The 13,899-nt window shown below is 57.1% G+C and carries 16 protein-coding genes; 11 read left to right on the forward strand and 5 right to left on the reverse strand.

Features of this window, described 5'->3' with window-relative positions; all coding sequences use genetic code 11:
* Window positions 1–8: 8 nt before the first annotated feature.
* The 6 genes from ACR0MI_RS09115 (at window position 9) to sdhA (ending at window position 4,769) form a co-directional block, all read left to right on the forward strand.
* Window positions 9–215, forward strand: a complete 207-nt coding sequence (locus ACR0MI_RS09115) for a DUF1737 domain-containing protein (RefSeq protein ID WP_170614408.1) — start codon at window positions 9–11, stop codon at window positions 213–215.
* Window positions 215–1,243 carry a MaoC family dehydratase gene (locus tag ACR0MI_RS09120; protein ID WP_170614409.1) on the forward strand — a complete coding sequence of 343 codons (1,029 nt, stop codon included), beginning with the start codon at window positions 215–217 and terminating at the stop codon, window positions 1,241–1,243. Before ACR0MI_RS09115 ends, ACR0MI_RS09120 begins: the two co-directional genes overlap by 1 nt.
* 52 nt (window positions 1,244–1,295) lie before the next feature.
* Window positions 1,296–1,967: a DUF1194 domain-containing protein gene (locus ACR0MI_RS09125; RefSeq protein ID WP_170614410.1), complete on the forward strand. Its 672-nt coding sequence runs from the start codon at window positions 1,296–1,298 to the stop codon at window positions 1,965–1,967.
* Between the two features lie 205 nt (window positions 1,968–2,172).
* Window positions 2,173–2,559: a succinate dehydrogenase, cytochrome b556 subunit gene (gene sdhC / locus ACR0MI_RS09130; RefSeq protein WP_170614411.1), complete on the forward strand. Its 387-nt coding sequence runs from the start codon at window positions 2,173–2,175 to the stop codon at window positions 2,557–2,559.
* A 13-nt stretch (window positions 2,560–2,572) separates the two neighbouring features.
* Window positions 2,573–2,944 carry a succinate dehydrogenase, hydrophobic membrane anchor protein gene (sdhD, locus tag ACR0MI_RS09135; protein WP_170614412.1) on the forward strand — a complete coding sequence of 124 codons (372 nt, stop codon included), beginning with the start codon at window positions 2,573–2,575 and terminating at the stop codon, window positions 2,942–2,944.
* Between the two features lie 19 nt (window positions 2,945–2,963).
* Entirely contained in the window at window positions 2,964–4,769 is a 1,806-nt protein-coding gene (gene sdhA / locus ACR0MI_RS09140; RefSeq protein WP_170614413.1) for a succinate dehydrogenase flavoprotein subunit, read from the forward strand.
* A gap of 74 nt (window positions 4,770–4,843) precedes the next feature.
* Here the strand turns inward: sdhA and ACR0MI_RS09145 are convergent, their stop codons facing one another.
* Together ACR0MI_RS09145 and ACR0MI_RS09150 are read right to left on the reverse strand one after the other, a co-directional pair.
* Window positions 4,844–5,713: an FkbM family methyltransferase gene (locus tag ACR0MI_RS09145; RefSeq protein ID WP_170614414.1), complete on the reverse strand. Its 870-nt coding sequence runs from the start codon at window positions 5,711–5,713 to the stop codon at window positions 4,844–4,846.
* A complete protein-coding gene (locus ACR0MI_RS09150) occupies window positions 5,697–6,365 on the reverse strand; it encodes a glycosyltransferase (protein ID WP_170614415.1) in 669 nt (222 codons plus the stop codon). The genes ACR0MI_RS09145 and ACR0MI_RS09150 overlap by 17 nt, the downstream gene beginning before the upstream one ends.
* 99 nt (window positions 6,366–6,464) lie before the next feature.
* Here ACR0MI_RS09150 and ACR0MI_RS09155 point away from each other — a divergent pair, with 99 nt between their 5' ends.
* From ACR0MI_RS09155 to ACR0MI_RS09170, 4 genes are all read left to right on the forward strand, one after another.
* Window positions 6,465–6,917, forward strand: a complete 453-nt coding sequence (locus ACR0MI_RS09155; RefSeq protein WP_170614416.1) for a hypothetical protein — start codon at window positions 6,465–6,467, stop codon at window positions 6,915–6,917.
* 17 nt (window positions 6,918–6,934) lie between these two features.
* On the forward strand, window positions 6,935–7,714 hold the full coding sequence (locus tag ACR0MI_RS09160; protein WP_170614417.1) for a succinate dehydrogenase iron-sulfur subunit: 780 nt from the start codon (window positions 6,935–6,937) through the stop codon (window positions 7,712–7,714).
* Between the two features lie 136 nt (window positions 7,715–7,850).
* Window positions 7,851–7,997, forward strand: coding sequence for a hypothetical protein (locus ACR0MI_RS09165; RefSeq protein ID WP_170614418.1), 147 nt, complete (start codon window positions 7,851–7,853; stop codon window positions 7,995–7,997).
* A gap of 318 nt (window positions 7,998–8,315) precedes the next feature.
* On the forward strand, window positions 8,316–9,161 hold the full coding sequence (locus ACR0MI_RS09170) for a DUF1989 domain-containing protein (RefSeq protein ID WP_170614419.1): 846 nt from the start codon (window positions 8,316–8,318) through the stop codon (window positions 9,159–9,161).
* A 43-nt stretch (window positions 9,162–9,204) separates the two neighbouring features.
* Here ACR0MI_RS09170 and deoD read toward each other — a convergent pair whose 3' ends face one another.
* From deoD to ACR0MI_RS09185, 3 genes are all read right to left on the reverse strand, one after another.
* The gene (gene deoD, locus ACR0MI_RS09175) at window positions 9,205–9,918 is read right to left on the reverse strand and encodes a purine-nucleoside phosphorylase (RefSeq protein ID WP_170614420.1); all 714 of its coding nucleotides are present in this window, start codon (window positions 9,916–9,918) and stop codon (window positions 9,205–9,207) included.
* Between the two features lie 16 nt (window positions 9,919–9,934).
* On the reverse strand, window positions 9,935–10,252 hold the full coding sequence (locus tag ACR0MI_RS09180) for an H-NS histone family protein (protein WP_170614421.1): 318 nt from the start codon (window positions 10,250–10,252) through the stop codon (window positions 9,935–9,937).
* Between the two features lie 122 nt (window positions 10,253–10,374).
* The gene (locus ACR0MI_RS09185) at window positions 10,375–12,342 is read right to left on the reverse strand and encodes a methylmalonyl-CoA mutase family protein (RefSeq protein ID WP_480854177.1); all 1,968 of its coding nucleotides are present in this window, start codon (window positions 12,340–12,342) and stop codon (window positions 10,375–10,377) included.
* Window positions 12,343–12,485: 143 nt separating this feature from the next.
* On the opposite strand from ACR0MI_RS09185, the gene ACR0MI_RS09190 reads away from it, so the two are divergent.
* A complete protein-coding gene (locus ACR0MI_RS09190) occupies window positions 12,486–13,874 on the forward strand; it encodes a 1-acyl-sn-glycerol-3-phosphate acyltransferase (protein ID WP_170614423.1) in 1,389 nt (462 codons plus the stop codon).
* Window positions 13,875–13,899 lie beyond the last annotated feature (25 nt).

The following is a 13,899-nucleotide window of genomic DNA, read 5'->3' on the forward strand; positions in this document are numbered from 1 at the left end:
CTGACAATATGGCATTTCTCTACCGTCTCCTGACCGAGGAGGACACGTCAGCCTTCTGCCACAAGGTTTCGGACGCGCTGGCCAAAGGGTGGGAATTGCACGGATCGCCGTCCTATGCCTTCGATCCGGCCGGCAACGTCATGCGCTGCGCGCAGGCCGTGACCAAAGAGGTTGCGGCCGACTATTCACCTGACATGAAACTGGGACAGCAATAATGGCAAAGACAAATCCGGGTCATTTCTTCGAGGATTATTCGGTCGGGCAGGTTCTGCATCACGCGGTGCCCCGCACCGTCACGACCGGCGAGCGCGCACTGTATCACGCGCTTTATCCCGCGCGGCATGCGCTTTACTCCTCGGATGAATTTGCCCGGAATTGCGGCCTGCTGCAAAGCCCGATTGACGATCTGGCCGCCTTTCACGTTGTGTTCGGTAAAACGGTCCCCGACATATCGCTGAACGCGGTGGCCAATCTGGGCTATGCCGAGGGTCGTTGGCTGCAACCGGTCTATCCCGGCGATACGCTGCGGTCGGAATCCGAGGTGATCGGGCTCAAGCAGAACTCGAACGGCAAGACCGGTGTGGTTTGGGTGCGTACCCGCGGGCTGAACCAGCGCGACGAAGTTGTGATCGAGTATGTCCGCTGGGTCATGGTGCGCAAAGCGAACCCCGATGCCCCTGCGCCGGAAACGGTTGTTCCGGATCTAAAAAAAGTGCTGGACCCGCAAGATCTGGTGGTGCCGCAGGGCCTCGATTTCTCGAAATATGACTTTGTACAATCCGGCGAATCCCACCGCTGGGATGCGTACAAAACAGGCGAAACCATCGATCACGTCGACGGCGTGAGCGTGGAAGAGGCCGAGCACATGCTGGCCACCCGCCTGTGGCAGAACACCGCCAAGGTTCATTTCGATCTGACCTTCCGACCCGAAGGACGTCTGATCTATGGCGGCCACGTCATCTCGATGGCACGTGCGCTGTCGTTCAACGGGCTGGCAAACGCGCAGATGATCGTCGGCCTGAACGGTGGTGCCCACGCCAATCCGTGCTTTGCCGGCGACACGATCAAGGCTTGGAGCGAGGTTCTGGACAAGGCCGAAACCGGCACGCCCGGCATTGGTGCCATCCGTCTGCGACTGGTGGCGACCAAGGGGGGTGAACCATTTGCGTTAAGAAACGATGACGGAAAATACCTGCCGGACGTTCTTTTGGATCTGGACTACTGGGCCCTGATGCCGATCTGACAGATTACATTCATTTGAACGCAGATCGCGCCAACCATGCTAATCTGGGTTCATGTCTTGGCTTCGCAATATTCTGGCCTGTCTCTGCTTTGCTCCACCGGCAGCCGCGTGCGATCTGGCGCTGGCGCTGGCGGTTGACGTATCAGGATCGGTCGACGCGCAGGAGTTCCGTATTCAGATGGATGGCCTGTCTGCTGGATTGCGCGACCCCGTTGTGTCCGAGGCACTTGTCAGGGGACAGGCGCAACTGATGCTTGTCCAGTGGACTGGGTCCTCGCGTCAGAGGATCACGATCCCCTGGACCCGCATCGACAGCTTCGAAGCGCTCGACCGGTTTTCCCAACAGGTTTCTGATGATCCAAGGGTATGGCGCAACTTTTCCACGGCGATTGGCGAGGCACTGGAGATGACGGTTCCCAGCTTTGACGAGGTTGCGGACTGCAAACGACGCCTGATCGACATTTCCGGGGACGGGATTTCGAACGAAGGGGTTGAACCCTCGCAGCTCCATGCGGTTCTGCGCAGCCGGGGCATCACCGTAAACGCCATCGCAATCGAAGAAAGCGAGCCGGATCTGACCGCCTATTTCTTTGAGAATGTCATTGTCGGCGAGGGCGCATTTGTCGTCTCGGCGGCTGGATTTGACGATTACCCGGAGCGTATCCGCAAGAAACTGCTGCGCGAAGTGACGCAGCAGACGGCGGGCTTGCGACAGAGCAGATGAGATTCGTGATCACATTGCTTTGCCGTTGAAAACGCTAACATAGGCGGCGCAATATGTGATTTGTGATCACGAGAATATTTACCGTGATCACATATTAACTTTATCTGTGATTTTGGACCGAATATGCGGCTTTTTGCATCCGCAGCACGTGACAGACCCACAAAAAACGGTAAAACCTTCGGTAGCCAACCGAAAAGGAGCCGCCATGGCCGATGTTAATCGGGGCAACCGCCCGCTTTCTCCGCATCTGTCGATTTATCGTCCGCAGCTGACGTCGGTCACGTCCATCCTGACGCGCATCACCGGCAACGCCATGATCGTGGCCGCTTTGCTGATCGTCTGGTGGTTCCTGGCCGCTGCCACATCGCCCGAAGCGTTCGAGCGGGCCAACTGGTGGCTGACCTCGGTTCTGGGCGATCTGATCATGGCCTTTTCGTTGCTGGGCCTGTGGTATCACTTGCTGGCGGGCGTGCGGCATCTTATCTGGGACAACGCTGTGGGGTTGGACATTCCAACCGCCTACAAGCTGGGTTGGGCCGTTGTGATCGGTTCCGTTGTACTGACCGTTCTGACCCTTTTGATCGTCGGATAATTAGGAGGCCCTCATGCGTTATCTTACCGACCGCAAGCGTGCGATTGGCCTGGGCTCTGCCAAGTCCGGCACGGCTCATTTCTGGGCGATGAAGGTCAGCTCGGTTGCGTTGCTGATCCTAGTGCCACTGTTCATTTTCACTTTTGGACCGATATTGGGGCAGCCGTTTGACGTGGTGCTCGACTACTATGCGCGCCCGTTCCCGGCCATTGTCGCCGCGCTGACCCTCGCGGTCGGTTTCAAGCACTTCGCCGACGGCGCGCAGGTGATGATCGAGGACTACGTGCATGGCACGATGAAAAAGGTCCTGATCATCCTGACAATCTGCCTGTCCTACGCTGCTGCTGCCGCTGGTATCTTTGCCATCGCGCGCATCGCCCTGTAACACCCCGGAGCTGAACGAAATGGCTGCATACGAATACGAAACACACGAATATGACGTGGTCGTTGTCGGCGCTGGCGGGGCAGGTTTGCGCGCCACGCTGGGCATGGCCGAGCAGGGGCTTCGCACAGCCTGCGTAACCAAGGTTTTCCCGACCCGTTCGCACACGGTTGCCGCGCAGGGCGGTATTGCCGCGTCGCTGGCCAATATGGGCCCCGACAACTGGCAATGGCACATGTACGACACCGTCAAAGGCTCGGACTGGCTGGGTGATACCGACGCGATGGAGTATCTTGCGCGCGAGGCCCCCAAAGCGGTTTACGAACTGGAACATTACGGCGTGCCGTTCAGCCGGACCGAAGAGGGCAAAATCTATCAGCGTCCCTTTGGCGGTCACACTACCGAGTTCGGTGAAGGCCCCGCAGTGCAGCGCACTTGTGCGGCGGCTGACCGAACCGGTCACGCAATTCTGCACACGCTTTACGGCCAATCGCTGAAGAACAACGCCGAATTCTACATCGAGTATTTCGCCATCGACCTGATCATGTCCGAAGACGGGCAGTGTCAGGGTGTCGTCTGCTGGAAGCTGGACGACGGCACGATGCACGTCTTCAATGCCAAGATGGTTGTGCTGGCCACGGGTGGTTACGGCCGCGCCTATTTCAGCGCCACCTCGGCCCACACCTGCACCGGTGACGGTGGCGGCATGGTGGCCCGTGCCGGTCTGGCGCTGCAGGATATGGAGTTCGTTCAGTTCCACCCAACCGGCATCTATGGGTCCGGCTGCCTGATCACCGAAGGTGCACGGGGCGAGGGCGGATACCTGACCAACTCGGAAGGCGAACGGTTCATGGAGCGCTATGCGCCCCAGTACAAGGACCTTGCGCCGCGTGACTATGTCTCGCGTTCGATGACCATGGAAATCCGCGAAGGACGCGGTGTTGGCAAGGACGGGGATCACATTCACCTGAACCTGAGCCACCTGCCGGCAGAAGCGTTGGCCGAACGTCTGCCGGGCATTTCGGAAAGCGCCAAGATCTTTGCCGGCGTTGACGTCACCAAGGAACCGATTCCGGTACTGCCGACTGTACACTACAACATGGGCGGCATTCCAACGAACTATTGGGGCGAGGTTCTGAACCCGACGGCCGAAGACCCGACCGCCGTGGTTCCGGGCCTGATGGCCGTGGGTGAGGCAGGATGTGCCTCGGTGCATGGTGCGAACCGTCTGGGGTCGAACTCGCTGATCGACCTGGTGGTCTTCGGCCGTGCGGCAGCGATCCGCGCCGGTAAGGTTGTGGACGCAGATGCGGCGAACCCTGTGTTGAATCAGGCGTCGGTCGACAAGGCCTTCGACAGGTTTGACGCCGTGCGCAATGCCGATGGTGCAATCCCGACCGCCGATCTGCGTCTCGAGATGCAACGGACCATGCAGGCCGATGCAGCCGTGTTCCGGACTGCAAAGACCATGGCGGAAGGCGTCGAAAAGATGACCGCGATCGCGGCCAAGATGGACGACCTGAAAGTCACCGACCGCAGCTTGGTCTGGAACAGCGACCTGATGGAATCGCTGGAACTGACCAACCTGATGCCCAGCGCGCTGGCCACTATCGTCGGTGCCGAAGCCCGCAAGGAATCGCGCGGTGCCCATGCACATGAAGACTTCACCGAACGCGATGACAAAAACTGGCGCGTTCACACAGTCAGCCGTGTGGAGGGCAACAAAGTCGATCTCAGCTATCGCCCCGTTATTGTCGATCCGCTGACGACCGAAGATCAAGGTGGCATAAACCTGAAGAAAATCGCACCCAAGGCGCGGACGTTCTAAACAATTCCGCGGGCCATTTCCAAACTAAATGGCCTGCGCTCTCGCGGCGGCGAATGCCTGCGAAAATACTTATCTTATTGTGCTGCGACGTAGCAGTGAATGTACGCCTGCGTATCCGCTTCGGAAATTGCTTGCCGCTGTGCCAGGATTTCAAGAATCTTGATGCTCACATCCGTGAAGCCGAAAACACCCTCGGACAATATCGCCATTCGTTTCAGCTCGACCGTGCCGATCTTGTCGGGCATTGACAGATCCCGAAGATAGATGATGTCACCGTCCAGCATTTGCGAAGGTTTGAAATCGGTCAGCAGGCCTGACCACTTTGAAACAACCAAACGATTTTCGATATGGGCGAAGCTGTGCGGAACCAGCCCGAAGTTTCTTATGAGCGTATCTATTTCGCCGAAACCGGGCTGATCTTCGTAAAGCGGAAAGAACGAAACCTCGGTTTGTATCGCAACGACATCCCTGAGGGTGGTTTTTCCGGCCTCGAACACGGAAAGCTCGGCCCCCTGAATGTCGATTTTCAGAAAATCTACGCGACCGATATCCTGAATATCATCCAGCTTTCGTGTCTGGATTTCCATCGAACCTATTTGCCGGGCCGCTCGGCGCAACCCTCTCAGGTGCCGCAATGTAGCATCGCGCAGGCGCAACAGCGACGTCAGGCCAGACCCTTTGTAGATGTTCAGGGTCGCCAGCCGTCCGTCGCCGACAGCGGTATTGAAATATTGCTCGTTCGGTCCCTTTTTCCGGATCAGGTCGCGCATGGTTTCTTCTTGCGGTTCAAAGCCGATGACGTCGCAATTTCCGGATGCCAGAAGATCGCGATAGGGCGCATCATGGCGCATGGGGTTGGCGCCGATATCGGCGATGCGCACCAGATCGGGAAGATCAAGAAGGCTATAGAGAGATGAGAGTCTGGAACTAAAGTCCTGATTCACCGACAAGCTCCTTCAGGGTGTTGGCGAGCATTTGGCTAACGTTCTCCGGGTGCCGTGCTGTGGCGAAATCGAAACAGGCCTGCCGTTTTTCGGATAGCTCCTGGTCGGTCATCTGCATCACGTGACGCAGCATTCGTATCAGACCCCGCGCGTTATGAGGCTGATACAGCAGATCATGGCAGGCCTCGGGTGTGGTATCTCGGTGCGCTGCCGTGTCGGGGGCAATGATCGGCAGACCGAAACTGAGTGCCAGCATGGCTGTCCCGGATGTGAATGTCTGAGCGGACGGTAACACATAAGCATGGGCCTGCGCGAAAACCTCAGGGATGTCTTCGTTGGGAATACGCGTATCGGTCACGTCAACAGTGTCGACTGACTGTAGCTGGCGGATCACGCGGCGATTGGCAGGAAATACTTTGCCCGCAACATGCAGACGAAAATCGTAGCCCCGTCGCGACAGCTTAGCGACCGCCGCGTGCAATATGTTCAGCTCGCGACCGCCTCGCATTGTGCCAAATGTAAGAAACCGGGTCTTGTTCCGCGCGGGAAGCGGGCGGTTCAGGGTGATCTGGCTATCTTCGTAAACGTCAAGATAGCTGGGGTGCGGGATCAGCCGGATCTTTTTCGGATCGGCATTATACTCCTTAATCATGTGCTTTTTGGCATGCGGAGTGTGTACGTGGATCAGATCGACAAGCTTGGTTAGCTGTATGCGACTGGCTCTGAATAACTCAATCTCACCGGGATTCGAATGCGCGACCTGATTGTGAATGGTCCAGATAACCCGGCCGCCATTGTCCTGAAACTGGCTCAGATTGTCGTGGGCTATCTGAAAACGCAAAATATGGGAGTCAGCCAGCCCGTCCTTGCTTTGAAACAACCGATCGTCCCAATGCAAATGAACAATGCCGTGCTGTTTCCTGAATTCCGGCTGACCAAAGGTTGCGAATTCTCCATTCCGAGCTCCGCGCAGGATGAATTCCGGCCCGCATTTCTGGTACATCATGTGTTGATACGGATTCCCGGTGCCGAAAGGTATGTTGGCTACTTTTGTCGGCGGCATGAGTTAGGTTTCCGTCTCAAAACATCAAATAATCTCAGTGCTGCAGAAAGGTTTGTAAAGGTCAAATTTCCCAATTTATTCGGCTGTTTCAATGGCTATACTGTTGGCTTTTTGCGCTGCAGTATGTATCAATGGCCGTGAAATTCACGAGGTCGGAAATGGTACAACTTACCCTACCCAAGAATTCCCGTATCACGACAGGAAAAACCTGGCCCAGGCCGGACGGCGCCAGCAACGTGCGCAAGTTTCAGATTTATCGCTGGAACCCGGATGACGGGCAGAACCCGCGCGTGGATACGTATTTCGTTGATATGGACGATTGCGGCCCGATGGTTCTGGACGCGCTGATTTATATCAAGAACAAGGTGGATCCGACCCTGACGTTCCGCCGCTCGTGCCGTGAAGGCATCTGCGGTTCCTGCGCAATGAATATCGACGGGATCAACACGCTGGCCTGTATCTACGGCATGGATGAGATCAAGGGCGACGTGAAGATTTATCCTCTGCCGCACATGCCGGTGGTCAAGGATCTGATCCCCGACCTGACGCATTTCTACGCGCAACATGCCAGCATCATGCCGTGGCTGGAAACCAAGACCAACCGCCCGGCGAAAGAGTGGAAGCAATCCATCGAGGATCGCAAGAAATTGGATGGCCTTTACGAATGCGTTATGTGCGCCAGCTGCTCGACATCCTGCCCCAGTTACTGGTGGAACGGTGATCGTTACCTAGGCCCCGCCGCTCTGCTGCACGCCTATCGGTGGATCATCGACAGCCGGGACGAGGCCACGGGCGAGCGCCTGGATGAATTGGAAGATCCGTTCAAGCTGTATCGCTGCCATACGATCATGAACTGCGCCAAGACTTGCCCCAAGGGGCTTAATCCGGCCAAGGCTATTGCCGAGATCAAGAAAATGATGGTTGAGCGCGCCGTTTAATCGAAACACAACAATATGCGCTTGCCGCCTTGCGGCAAGCGCATTGCCCGTCTGCAAAATTGTATGATGTAGCGGTGACCCTGCAGCTATATCTTTGCGACAGGGAGGAGTGACAGGATCTAACGGGGTCACTCCGATGAAAAAATCTAAAGAAAACAAAAAGATCAACGCGTCCGAAGCGTTGGAAATTCTGGATCAGGCCTGGGCCTATTACACGCCGGAACCTGTGCTGAGGCTGGCTGAGGGTGAGCCTGAGTTGTTCGAATACGCAAACGCAGCTTGATGCGCGCGGCAAGGGCAACCCTCTTGAATTTCACCGGCAGATGAGCAAAGCAGAACCATGCCAGTTCTTCTGCTTTTGCTCGCTGCGGGTGTTTTTGCCTATTTCTTTTGGAGGTCGCGCCATTCGTCTCTGACCCGGGATTGCCGGTGGCGTCAGCATCTGAAAGAGGGCACGTGGTCCTGCGCGTTTTGTGGGGCCGTTGTCCAAACAAATGATCAGCCCAAGCAATGCCTGAGGAATCAGGCTTAGTCGGAACGCCGAGGCTTTTCAGGTCACGTGATATGAGGCACTCTGGCCAAAAAGCTGGATGGACTGTTGATGGCTCTGCCCCCTGAAGATGCTGCGGCCCGCCGGGCGATAAAACCGGTGATCTGTTATCCCAATGACACTTTGCCCATGCCTGATCTTGCGCTGTACCGGCGCGTCCGAAAGGATGCGATCAAGACGGATGAGGTGTTGGTGCCCCCGCGCGATGCCCGGTGTTTCGAGGTGCCTGCGGGTCATTTCTTTCGCATCACTTCTGTCGAAGGGCCGCAGGTCGGCGATCTGAATATATGGAATTTCAACGACTTATCGGAACGATTCTATTCCGGAAAGTCCCGCGCCCTGCATGGTACGCATCTGACAGTCGGAGAGCGGATGTGGTCAAGCTTTCCCAACTTGCGCCCGCTGGCCACGATTGTCGAAGACACGCTGGACTGGTACGGGATCGACGAATTTGGCGGGTCCGTGCATGACGTGATTGGAACCCGGTGTGATCCTTACACCGGAAACCTGTTGTCGGGGACGCAATACCACCATTGCTGCCACTCCAATCTGACCCGCGCACTGGCGGACCACCTGCAAATTGAGATGTCCGAGGCTGAGCAGGCAGTTCACGACGTCCTTAACGTTTTCATGTGCACCGGATTCACACGAGATACCGGTCAGTATTTCATGAAGGCGTCACCCGTCCGTCCGGGCGACTATCTGGAGTTCTTTGCCGAGATCGACCTGTTAGGCAATCTGAGCGCATGTCCGGGCGGGGATTGTTCATCCGTGCATTCTTCGGATACCGCAACCTGCCATCCGTTGCTGGTTGAAGTTTTTGCGCCGATGGACGGTGCGCTGGACGGCTGGGCAAGCCCTGACCCGAACCGCTATGACCGGTCGCACGGGCGTTAGCCTGGCGGGGCAATAAGGGGCGAAAGGATCGCCCCTAGTTTGGTCACGTTGCGTCCGGGAACGCGGCCTGCAATGCGATTTCGACCATGTCGCCAAAGCTGCTTTCACGTTCTGACGACGGCAGCGCCTCGCCGGTCAGCAGATGGTCTGAGACGGTCAGAACCGCCAGCGCCCGGCATTTGTGGCGGGCGGCCAGAATATAAAGCTCTGCGGCTTCCATCTCGACGCCGAGAATACCGTGCCGGACCATCTGTTCATTCAGATCCGGACGCTCATCGTAGAATACGTCCGACGAATAGATGCCGCCGACATGCGTGGTCGTGCCCTTGGCTTGCGCGGCGCTGGCCGCGGCCTGCAACAAACCCCAATCGGCGCAGGGGGCAAAATTCAGCTCTTTCATGATCCCGCGCGAAGGCGTGCTGAGCGTGGTCGAGGTCATGGCCAGAATAACGTCACGGATATTGACGCTGTCCTGCATTCCACCGCACGAGCCGATGCGGATCAGGGTTTTCGCGCCATAATCACGGATCAGTTCATTGACGTAAATTGACAGGGACGGCATTCCCATACCGCTGCCCTGAATGGTTACAGGATTTCCCTTCCAGGTGCCGGTAAATCCCAGCATTCCGCGTACGTCATTGATTTTTCTGACATCCGTCAGAAACGTTTCCGCCGCCCATTTTGCCCGATACGGATCACCGGGCAAAAGAACGGTTTCAGCGATTTCACCTTTTTCAGCGCCGATATGAATAGTCATTTTCCGGCCAGCCCTGTCAGATTTCCAGATCTGCGATATCCGCGCCCGATTTCAGCGCGTCATGTACCCATTGCGGTTTGCGACCGCGGCCAGACCAGGTCTGTTCGGGTGCGGCCGGATTGCGGTATTTTGCCTTAGCTTTTGAGCCTTTGGGTCCACGCGGCGCGTCGCTCGACAACTCGGCCAGTGAAAACCCAAATTCGGCTGCCGCTTGTTCCGCCGCTTTCAAGGCGTTTTGGCGCTCGCGTTTTTCCGCTGTTTTAAGTGCCTTTTCGATCTGATCGCGCAATTCCAACAGGTCCTTACGGGACATATTGTCCAGATTGATCCCCATTATTTCTCTCCCATTCATTTATTTTACGACAGGCCAATTGGCCATTCGCATCCCGAACAATGCCGTAATCTATTCATTCGGATTTGGGAATAGAAACTAGGAATTAATCTCGGTTTTGTGCGTTATTCCGCTGCAAGGTTTTTTGGATCGGCCAAGGTGACAATATCGCCCATAATCGCATTAAGTTCGAAATTTTTTGGCGTGTAAATTCGGGCAACGCCAAATGATTTCAGTTTTGCCGCATCGTCATCCGGAATAATGCCGCCGACGATGACCGGGATATGATCCAGTCCGGCTTCGCGAAGTCGGGCCATGACATCCTGTACCAGCGGCAGGTGGCTGCCGGAAAGGATCGACAGGCCAATGACATGGGCGTCGTCCTCGATCGCGGCCGTCACGATTTCCTCGGGCGTAAGGCGGATGCCCTCATAGCTGATATCCATACCGCAATCGCGGGCACGGAAGGCGATTTGTTCGGCTCCGTTGGAATGACCGTCCAGCCCCGGCTTGCCAACCAGGAACTTTAGACGCCGCCCCAGCTTGTCGCTGACCGCGTCCACTGCGGCCCGCAGATCCTCCAGGCCTTCGGTCTTGTTCGAGACCGAGCCCGAAACGCCGGTCGGGCCGCGATAGGTGCCGTACACCTTGCGCATCTCTTCGGCCCATTCGCCGGTTGTTACGCCCGCCTTGGCGGCGGCAATCGAGGGTTCCATGACGTTGGCCCCGGATTGCGCAGCCTCGCGCAACGCCGCCAGAGCCGCTGCGACCGCGTTGTCGTCGCGGTCCGCCCGCCATTCGTTCAGCCGCCCGATTTGCTCCTGTTCAACCGCCGGGTCGACGACCATGATGCCGCCATCTTCGGTTTGCAGCGGCGAAGGTTCGCCTTCGGTCCATTTGTTCACGCCGACCACGACGGTCTCATTGCGCTCGATGCGGTTCAGGCGATCCGCGTTGGAATCCACCAGCCGCGATTTCATGTATTCGATCGCGGCAACAGCACCGCCCATCGATTCGAGGTTTACCAGTTCGGCCCGCGCACCCTCTTTCAACTCTTCGACCTTCGCATCCACGGCCGGGTTGCCGTCGAACAGGTCGCCAAACTCAAGCAAGTCGGTTTCATAAGCCAGAATTTGCTGCATCCGCATCGACCATTGCTGATCCCAGGGCCGTGGCAAACCCAATGCTTCGTTCCAAGCAGGCAACTGCACTGCCCGGGCGCGCGCCTTTTTCGACAACGTCACGGCCAGCATCTCAATCAGGATGCGATAGACGTTGTTTTCCGGCTGTTGCTCGGTCAGACCAAGAGAGTTCACCTGAACGCCATAGCGGAATCGGCGGAATTTGGGGTCTTCGACCCCATACCTTTGTTGCAGGATTTCATCCCAAAGGTCGACGAATGCCCGCATTTTGCACATTTCAGTGACAAAGCGGATTCCCGCATTCACAAAGAACGAAATCCGTCCGCACAGCGCGGGGAAGTCTTCGGCCGGAACGCGCGGGCGCAGTTCGTCCAGAACGGCGATAGCGGTGGCCAGCGCATAGGCCAGTTCCTGTTCAGGTGTCGCGCCAGCCTCTTGCAGGTGATAGGAACACACGTTCATCGGGTTCCACTTCGGCACGTTGGTGTAGCAGTATTCGGCCACGTCCGCGATCATCTTCAGCGACGGTTTCGGCGGGCAGACATAGGTGCCGCGGCTCAGGTATTCCTTGATCAGATCGTTCTGAACCGTGCCCTGCAGCTTGGAAACGTCCGCGCCCTGTTCTTCGGCCACGGCGATATAAAGCGCCAGCAGCCAGGGCGCGGTGGCGTTGATCGTCATCGAGGTGTTCATCTGCTCCAACGGAATCTGGTCGAACAGAACCCGCATGTCACCCAGATGGCAGACGGGCACACCCACTTTACCCACCTCGCCCCGTGCCAGCGTATGATCGCTGTCATACCCCGTTTGAGTCGGCAGATCGAAGGCAACGGACAGGCCGGTCTGCCCTTTGGCCAGGTTGCTGCGATACAGCGCGTTCGAGGCCTGTGCGGTGGAATGACCAGCATAGGTTCGGATGAGCCAGGGGCGGTCTTTCTGCATCTGCGTCATGGGTGGGCCTCGCGTTTGGGTGGGCAACATAATTTCGTCTAAGGGTTCTAAAGCGCAATTTTTGGGATATGTCAATTCGCTGCGTTGCGGCATCCCGAATTGTTCAGATTGTAGGTGTTTTGGAATAATGGCACTGTGCCGCCATGACGCAGACCGTGGAACTTCCGCTTTGGCTGTTTGTACTGATCGTGGTCTTCGCTGCGGTCACTTTTGCGTCGCATTTTCTGTTCCCGTCGGTGCGCTGGTTTTTTCGCCGCCGCCTGGAGCGGGCCGTGTCGCGCCTGAACCAGCGGCTGCAAAGACCAATTCAGCCGTTCAAGCTGGCTCGGCGGCATGACATGATCGAAAGGCTTATCTACGACCCACAGGTTGGCTATGCGGTGCAGCAACATGCACGTGAACAAGGTATCCCCGAAGGCGTTGCTTTCGAGCAGGCCCGCCGCTTTGCCCGCGAGATCGTTCCGTCGTTTTCAGCCTTTGCCTATTTCAGCTTTGCCATCCGTATCGCGCGCCTGCTGAGCAACGCGTTTTACGAAGTCCGACTGAGCCATCAGGATGAGGACGCCTTAAAGAAAATAGATCCCGACGCGACGGTTGTCTTTGTCATGAACCATCGCAGCAACATGGATTATGTACTTGTCACTTACCTGGCAGCGCAGCAATCGGCACTGTCTTACGCGGTCGGAGAATGGGCGCGCGTCTGGCCGCTGAGCCGCCTGATCCGGGCGATGGGCGCGTATTTCATCCGGCGAAAGTCGGGAAGTGACCTCTACCGTCATGTACTGGCTTGTTATGTGCGTCATGCAACCGAGGCCGGTGTTACGCAGGCGATGTTCCCCGAAGGCGGGCTGAGCCTGACCGGCGCATTGGGGCGGCCCAAGCTTGGCTTGCTAAAATACATCATAGACGGGACCACATCCGATGGACGGGATGTGGTCTTTGTTCCCGTGGCGCTGAATTACGATCGTGTACTGGAAGATACGATTCTGACCCGGGCCGCGCTGGGAAGCGAGCGGCGCTTTCGCGCAAGGATCGGGGTTGTGACGCGTTGGATGCTCAAGCAGGTCTGGCGGCGCATTATTGGTCGATACACAAGGTTCGGCCTTGCCTCTGTGCGCTATGGCGAGCCTGTTTCGCTGCGGGCCTATCGGGCAGGTGGCAGCAAGGACCTGATGACCGATCTCGCACGTCTGCTGATGGCGCGTATTGGTGAGGCGATACCCCTGGTGCCTGCGCCTGCAGCCTGTTGGCTTGTGCGCGAACATGGTGAGATGTCCGGTGCAATGCTGACCGACCTGATCGCCCGCTTCATGCAGCGGGACGGAGGCGGATCCGAATCCAACAGCGATGCGATAACGTTCGCTGTCAACCAGTTGGTCGAGCGCAGGGTATTGCGACAGGTTGACGGAAAAATCTCATCCTCAGGGCAAAGATTGGATCTTCTGAACTACTATGCCGCCTCTGCGCCAAAGGAAATCGAGACGTATTATGCTGCAGAAGCGAAAGGTCTTTCTGCAACTGCTGGGTCATAAAATTACAAAAACAGTGTCAATATCT

The sequence above is a fragment of the Ruegeria sp. D4 genome (assembly GCF_056534475.1).

Bases quoted from the DNA above. Each gene is read 5' to 3' on its own strand.
- ACR0MI_RS09115 (WP_170614408.1), top strand. From the start codon at position 9: ATGGCATTTCTCTACCGTCTCCTGACCGAGGAGGACACGTCAGCCTTC.
- ACR0MI_RS09120 (WP_170614409.1), top strand. From the start codon at position 215: ATGGCAAAGACAAATCCGGGTCATTTCTTCGAGGATTATTCGGTCGGG.
- ACR0MI_RS09125 (WP_170614410.1), top strand. From the start codon at position 1,296: ATGTCTTGGCTTCGCAATATTCTGGCCTGTCTCTGCTTTGCTCCACCG.
- sdhC (WP_170614411.1), top strand. From the start codon at position 2,173: ATGGCCGATGTTAATCGGGGCAACCGCCCGCTTTCTCCGCATCTGTCG.
- sdhD (WP_170614412.1), top strand. From the start codon at position 2,573: ATGCGTTATCTTACCGACCGCAAGCGTGCGATTGGCCTGGGCTCTGCC.
- sdhA (WP_170614413.1), top strand. From the start codon at position 2,964: ATGGCTGCATACGAATACGAAACACACGAATATGACGTGGTCGTTGTC.
- ACR0MI_RS09150 (WP_170614415.1), bottom strand. From the start codon at position 6,365: ATGATTAAGGAGTATAATGCCGATCCGAAAAAGATCCGGCTGATCCCG.
- ACR0MI_RS09155 (WP_170614416.1), top strand. From the start codon at position 6,465: ATGCGCGACCTGATTGTGAATGGTCCAGATAACCCGGCCGCCATTGTC.
- ACR0MI_RS09160 (WP_170614417.1), top strand. From the start codon at position 6,935: ATGGTACAACTTACCCTACCCAAGAATTCCCGTATCACGACAGGAAAA.
- ACR0MI_RS09165 (WP_170614418.1), top strand. From the start codon at position 7,851: ATGAAAAAATCTAAAGAAAACAAAAAGATCAACGCGTCCGAAGCGTTG.
- ACR0MI_RS09170 (WP_170614419.1), top strand. From the start codon at position 8,316: ATGGCTCTGCCCCCTGAAGATGCTGCGGCCCGCCGGGCGATAAAACCG.
- deoD (WP_170614420.1), bottom strand. From the start codon at position 9,918: ATGACTATTCATATCGGCGCTGAAAAAGGTGAAATCGCTGAAACCGTT.
- ACR0MI_RS09180 (WP_170614421.1), bottom strand. From the start codon at position 10,252: ATGGGGATCAATCTGGACAATATGTCCCGTAAGGACCTGTTGGAATTG.
- ACR0MI_RS09185 (WP_480854177.1), bottom strand. From the start codon at position 12,342: ATGACGCAGATGCAGAAAGACCGCCCCTGGCTCATCCGAACCTATGCT.
- ACR0MI_RS09190 (WP_170614423.1), top strand. From the start codon at position 12,486: ATGACGCAGACCGTGGAACTTCCGCTTTGGCTGTTTGTACTGATCGTG.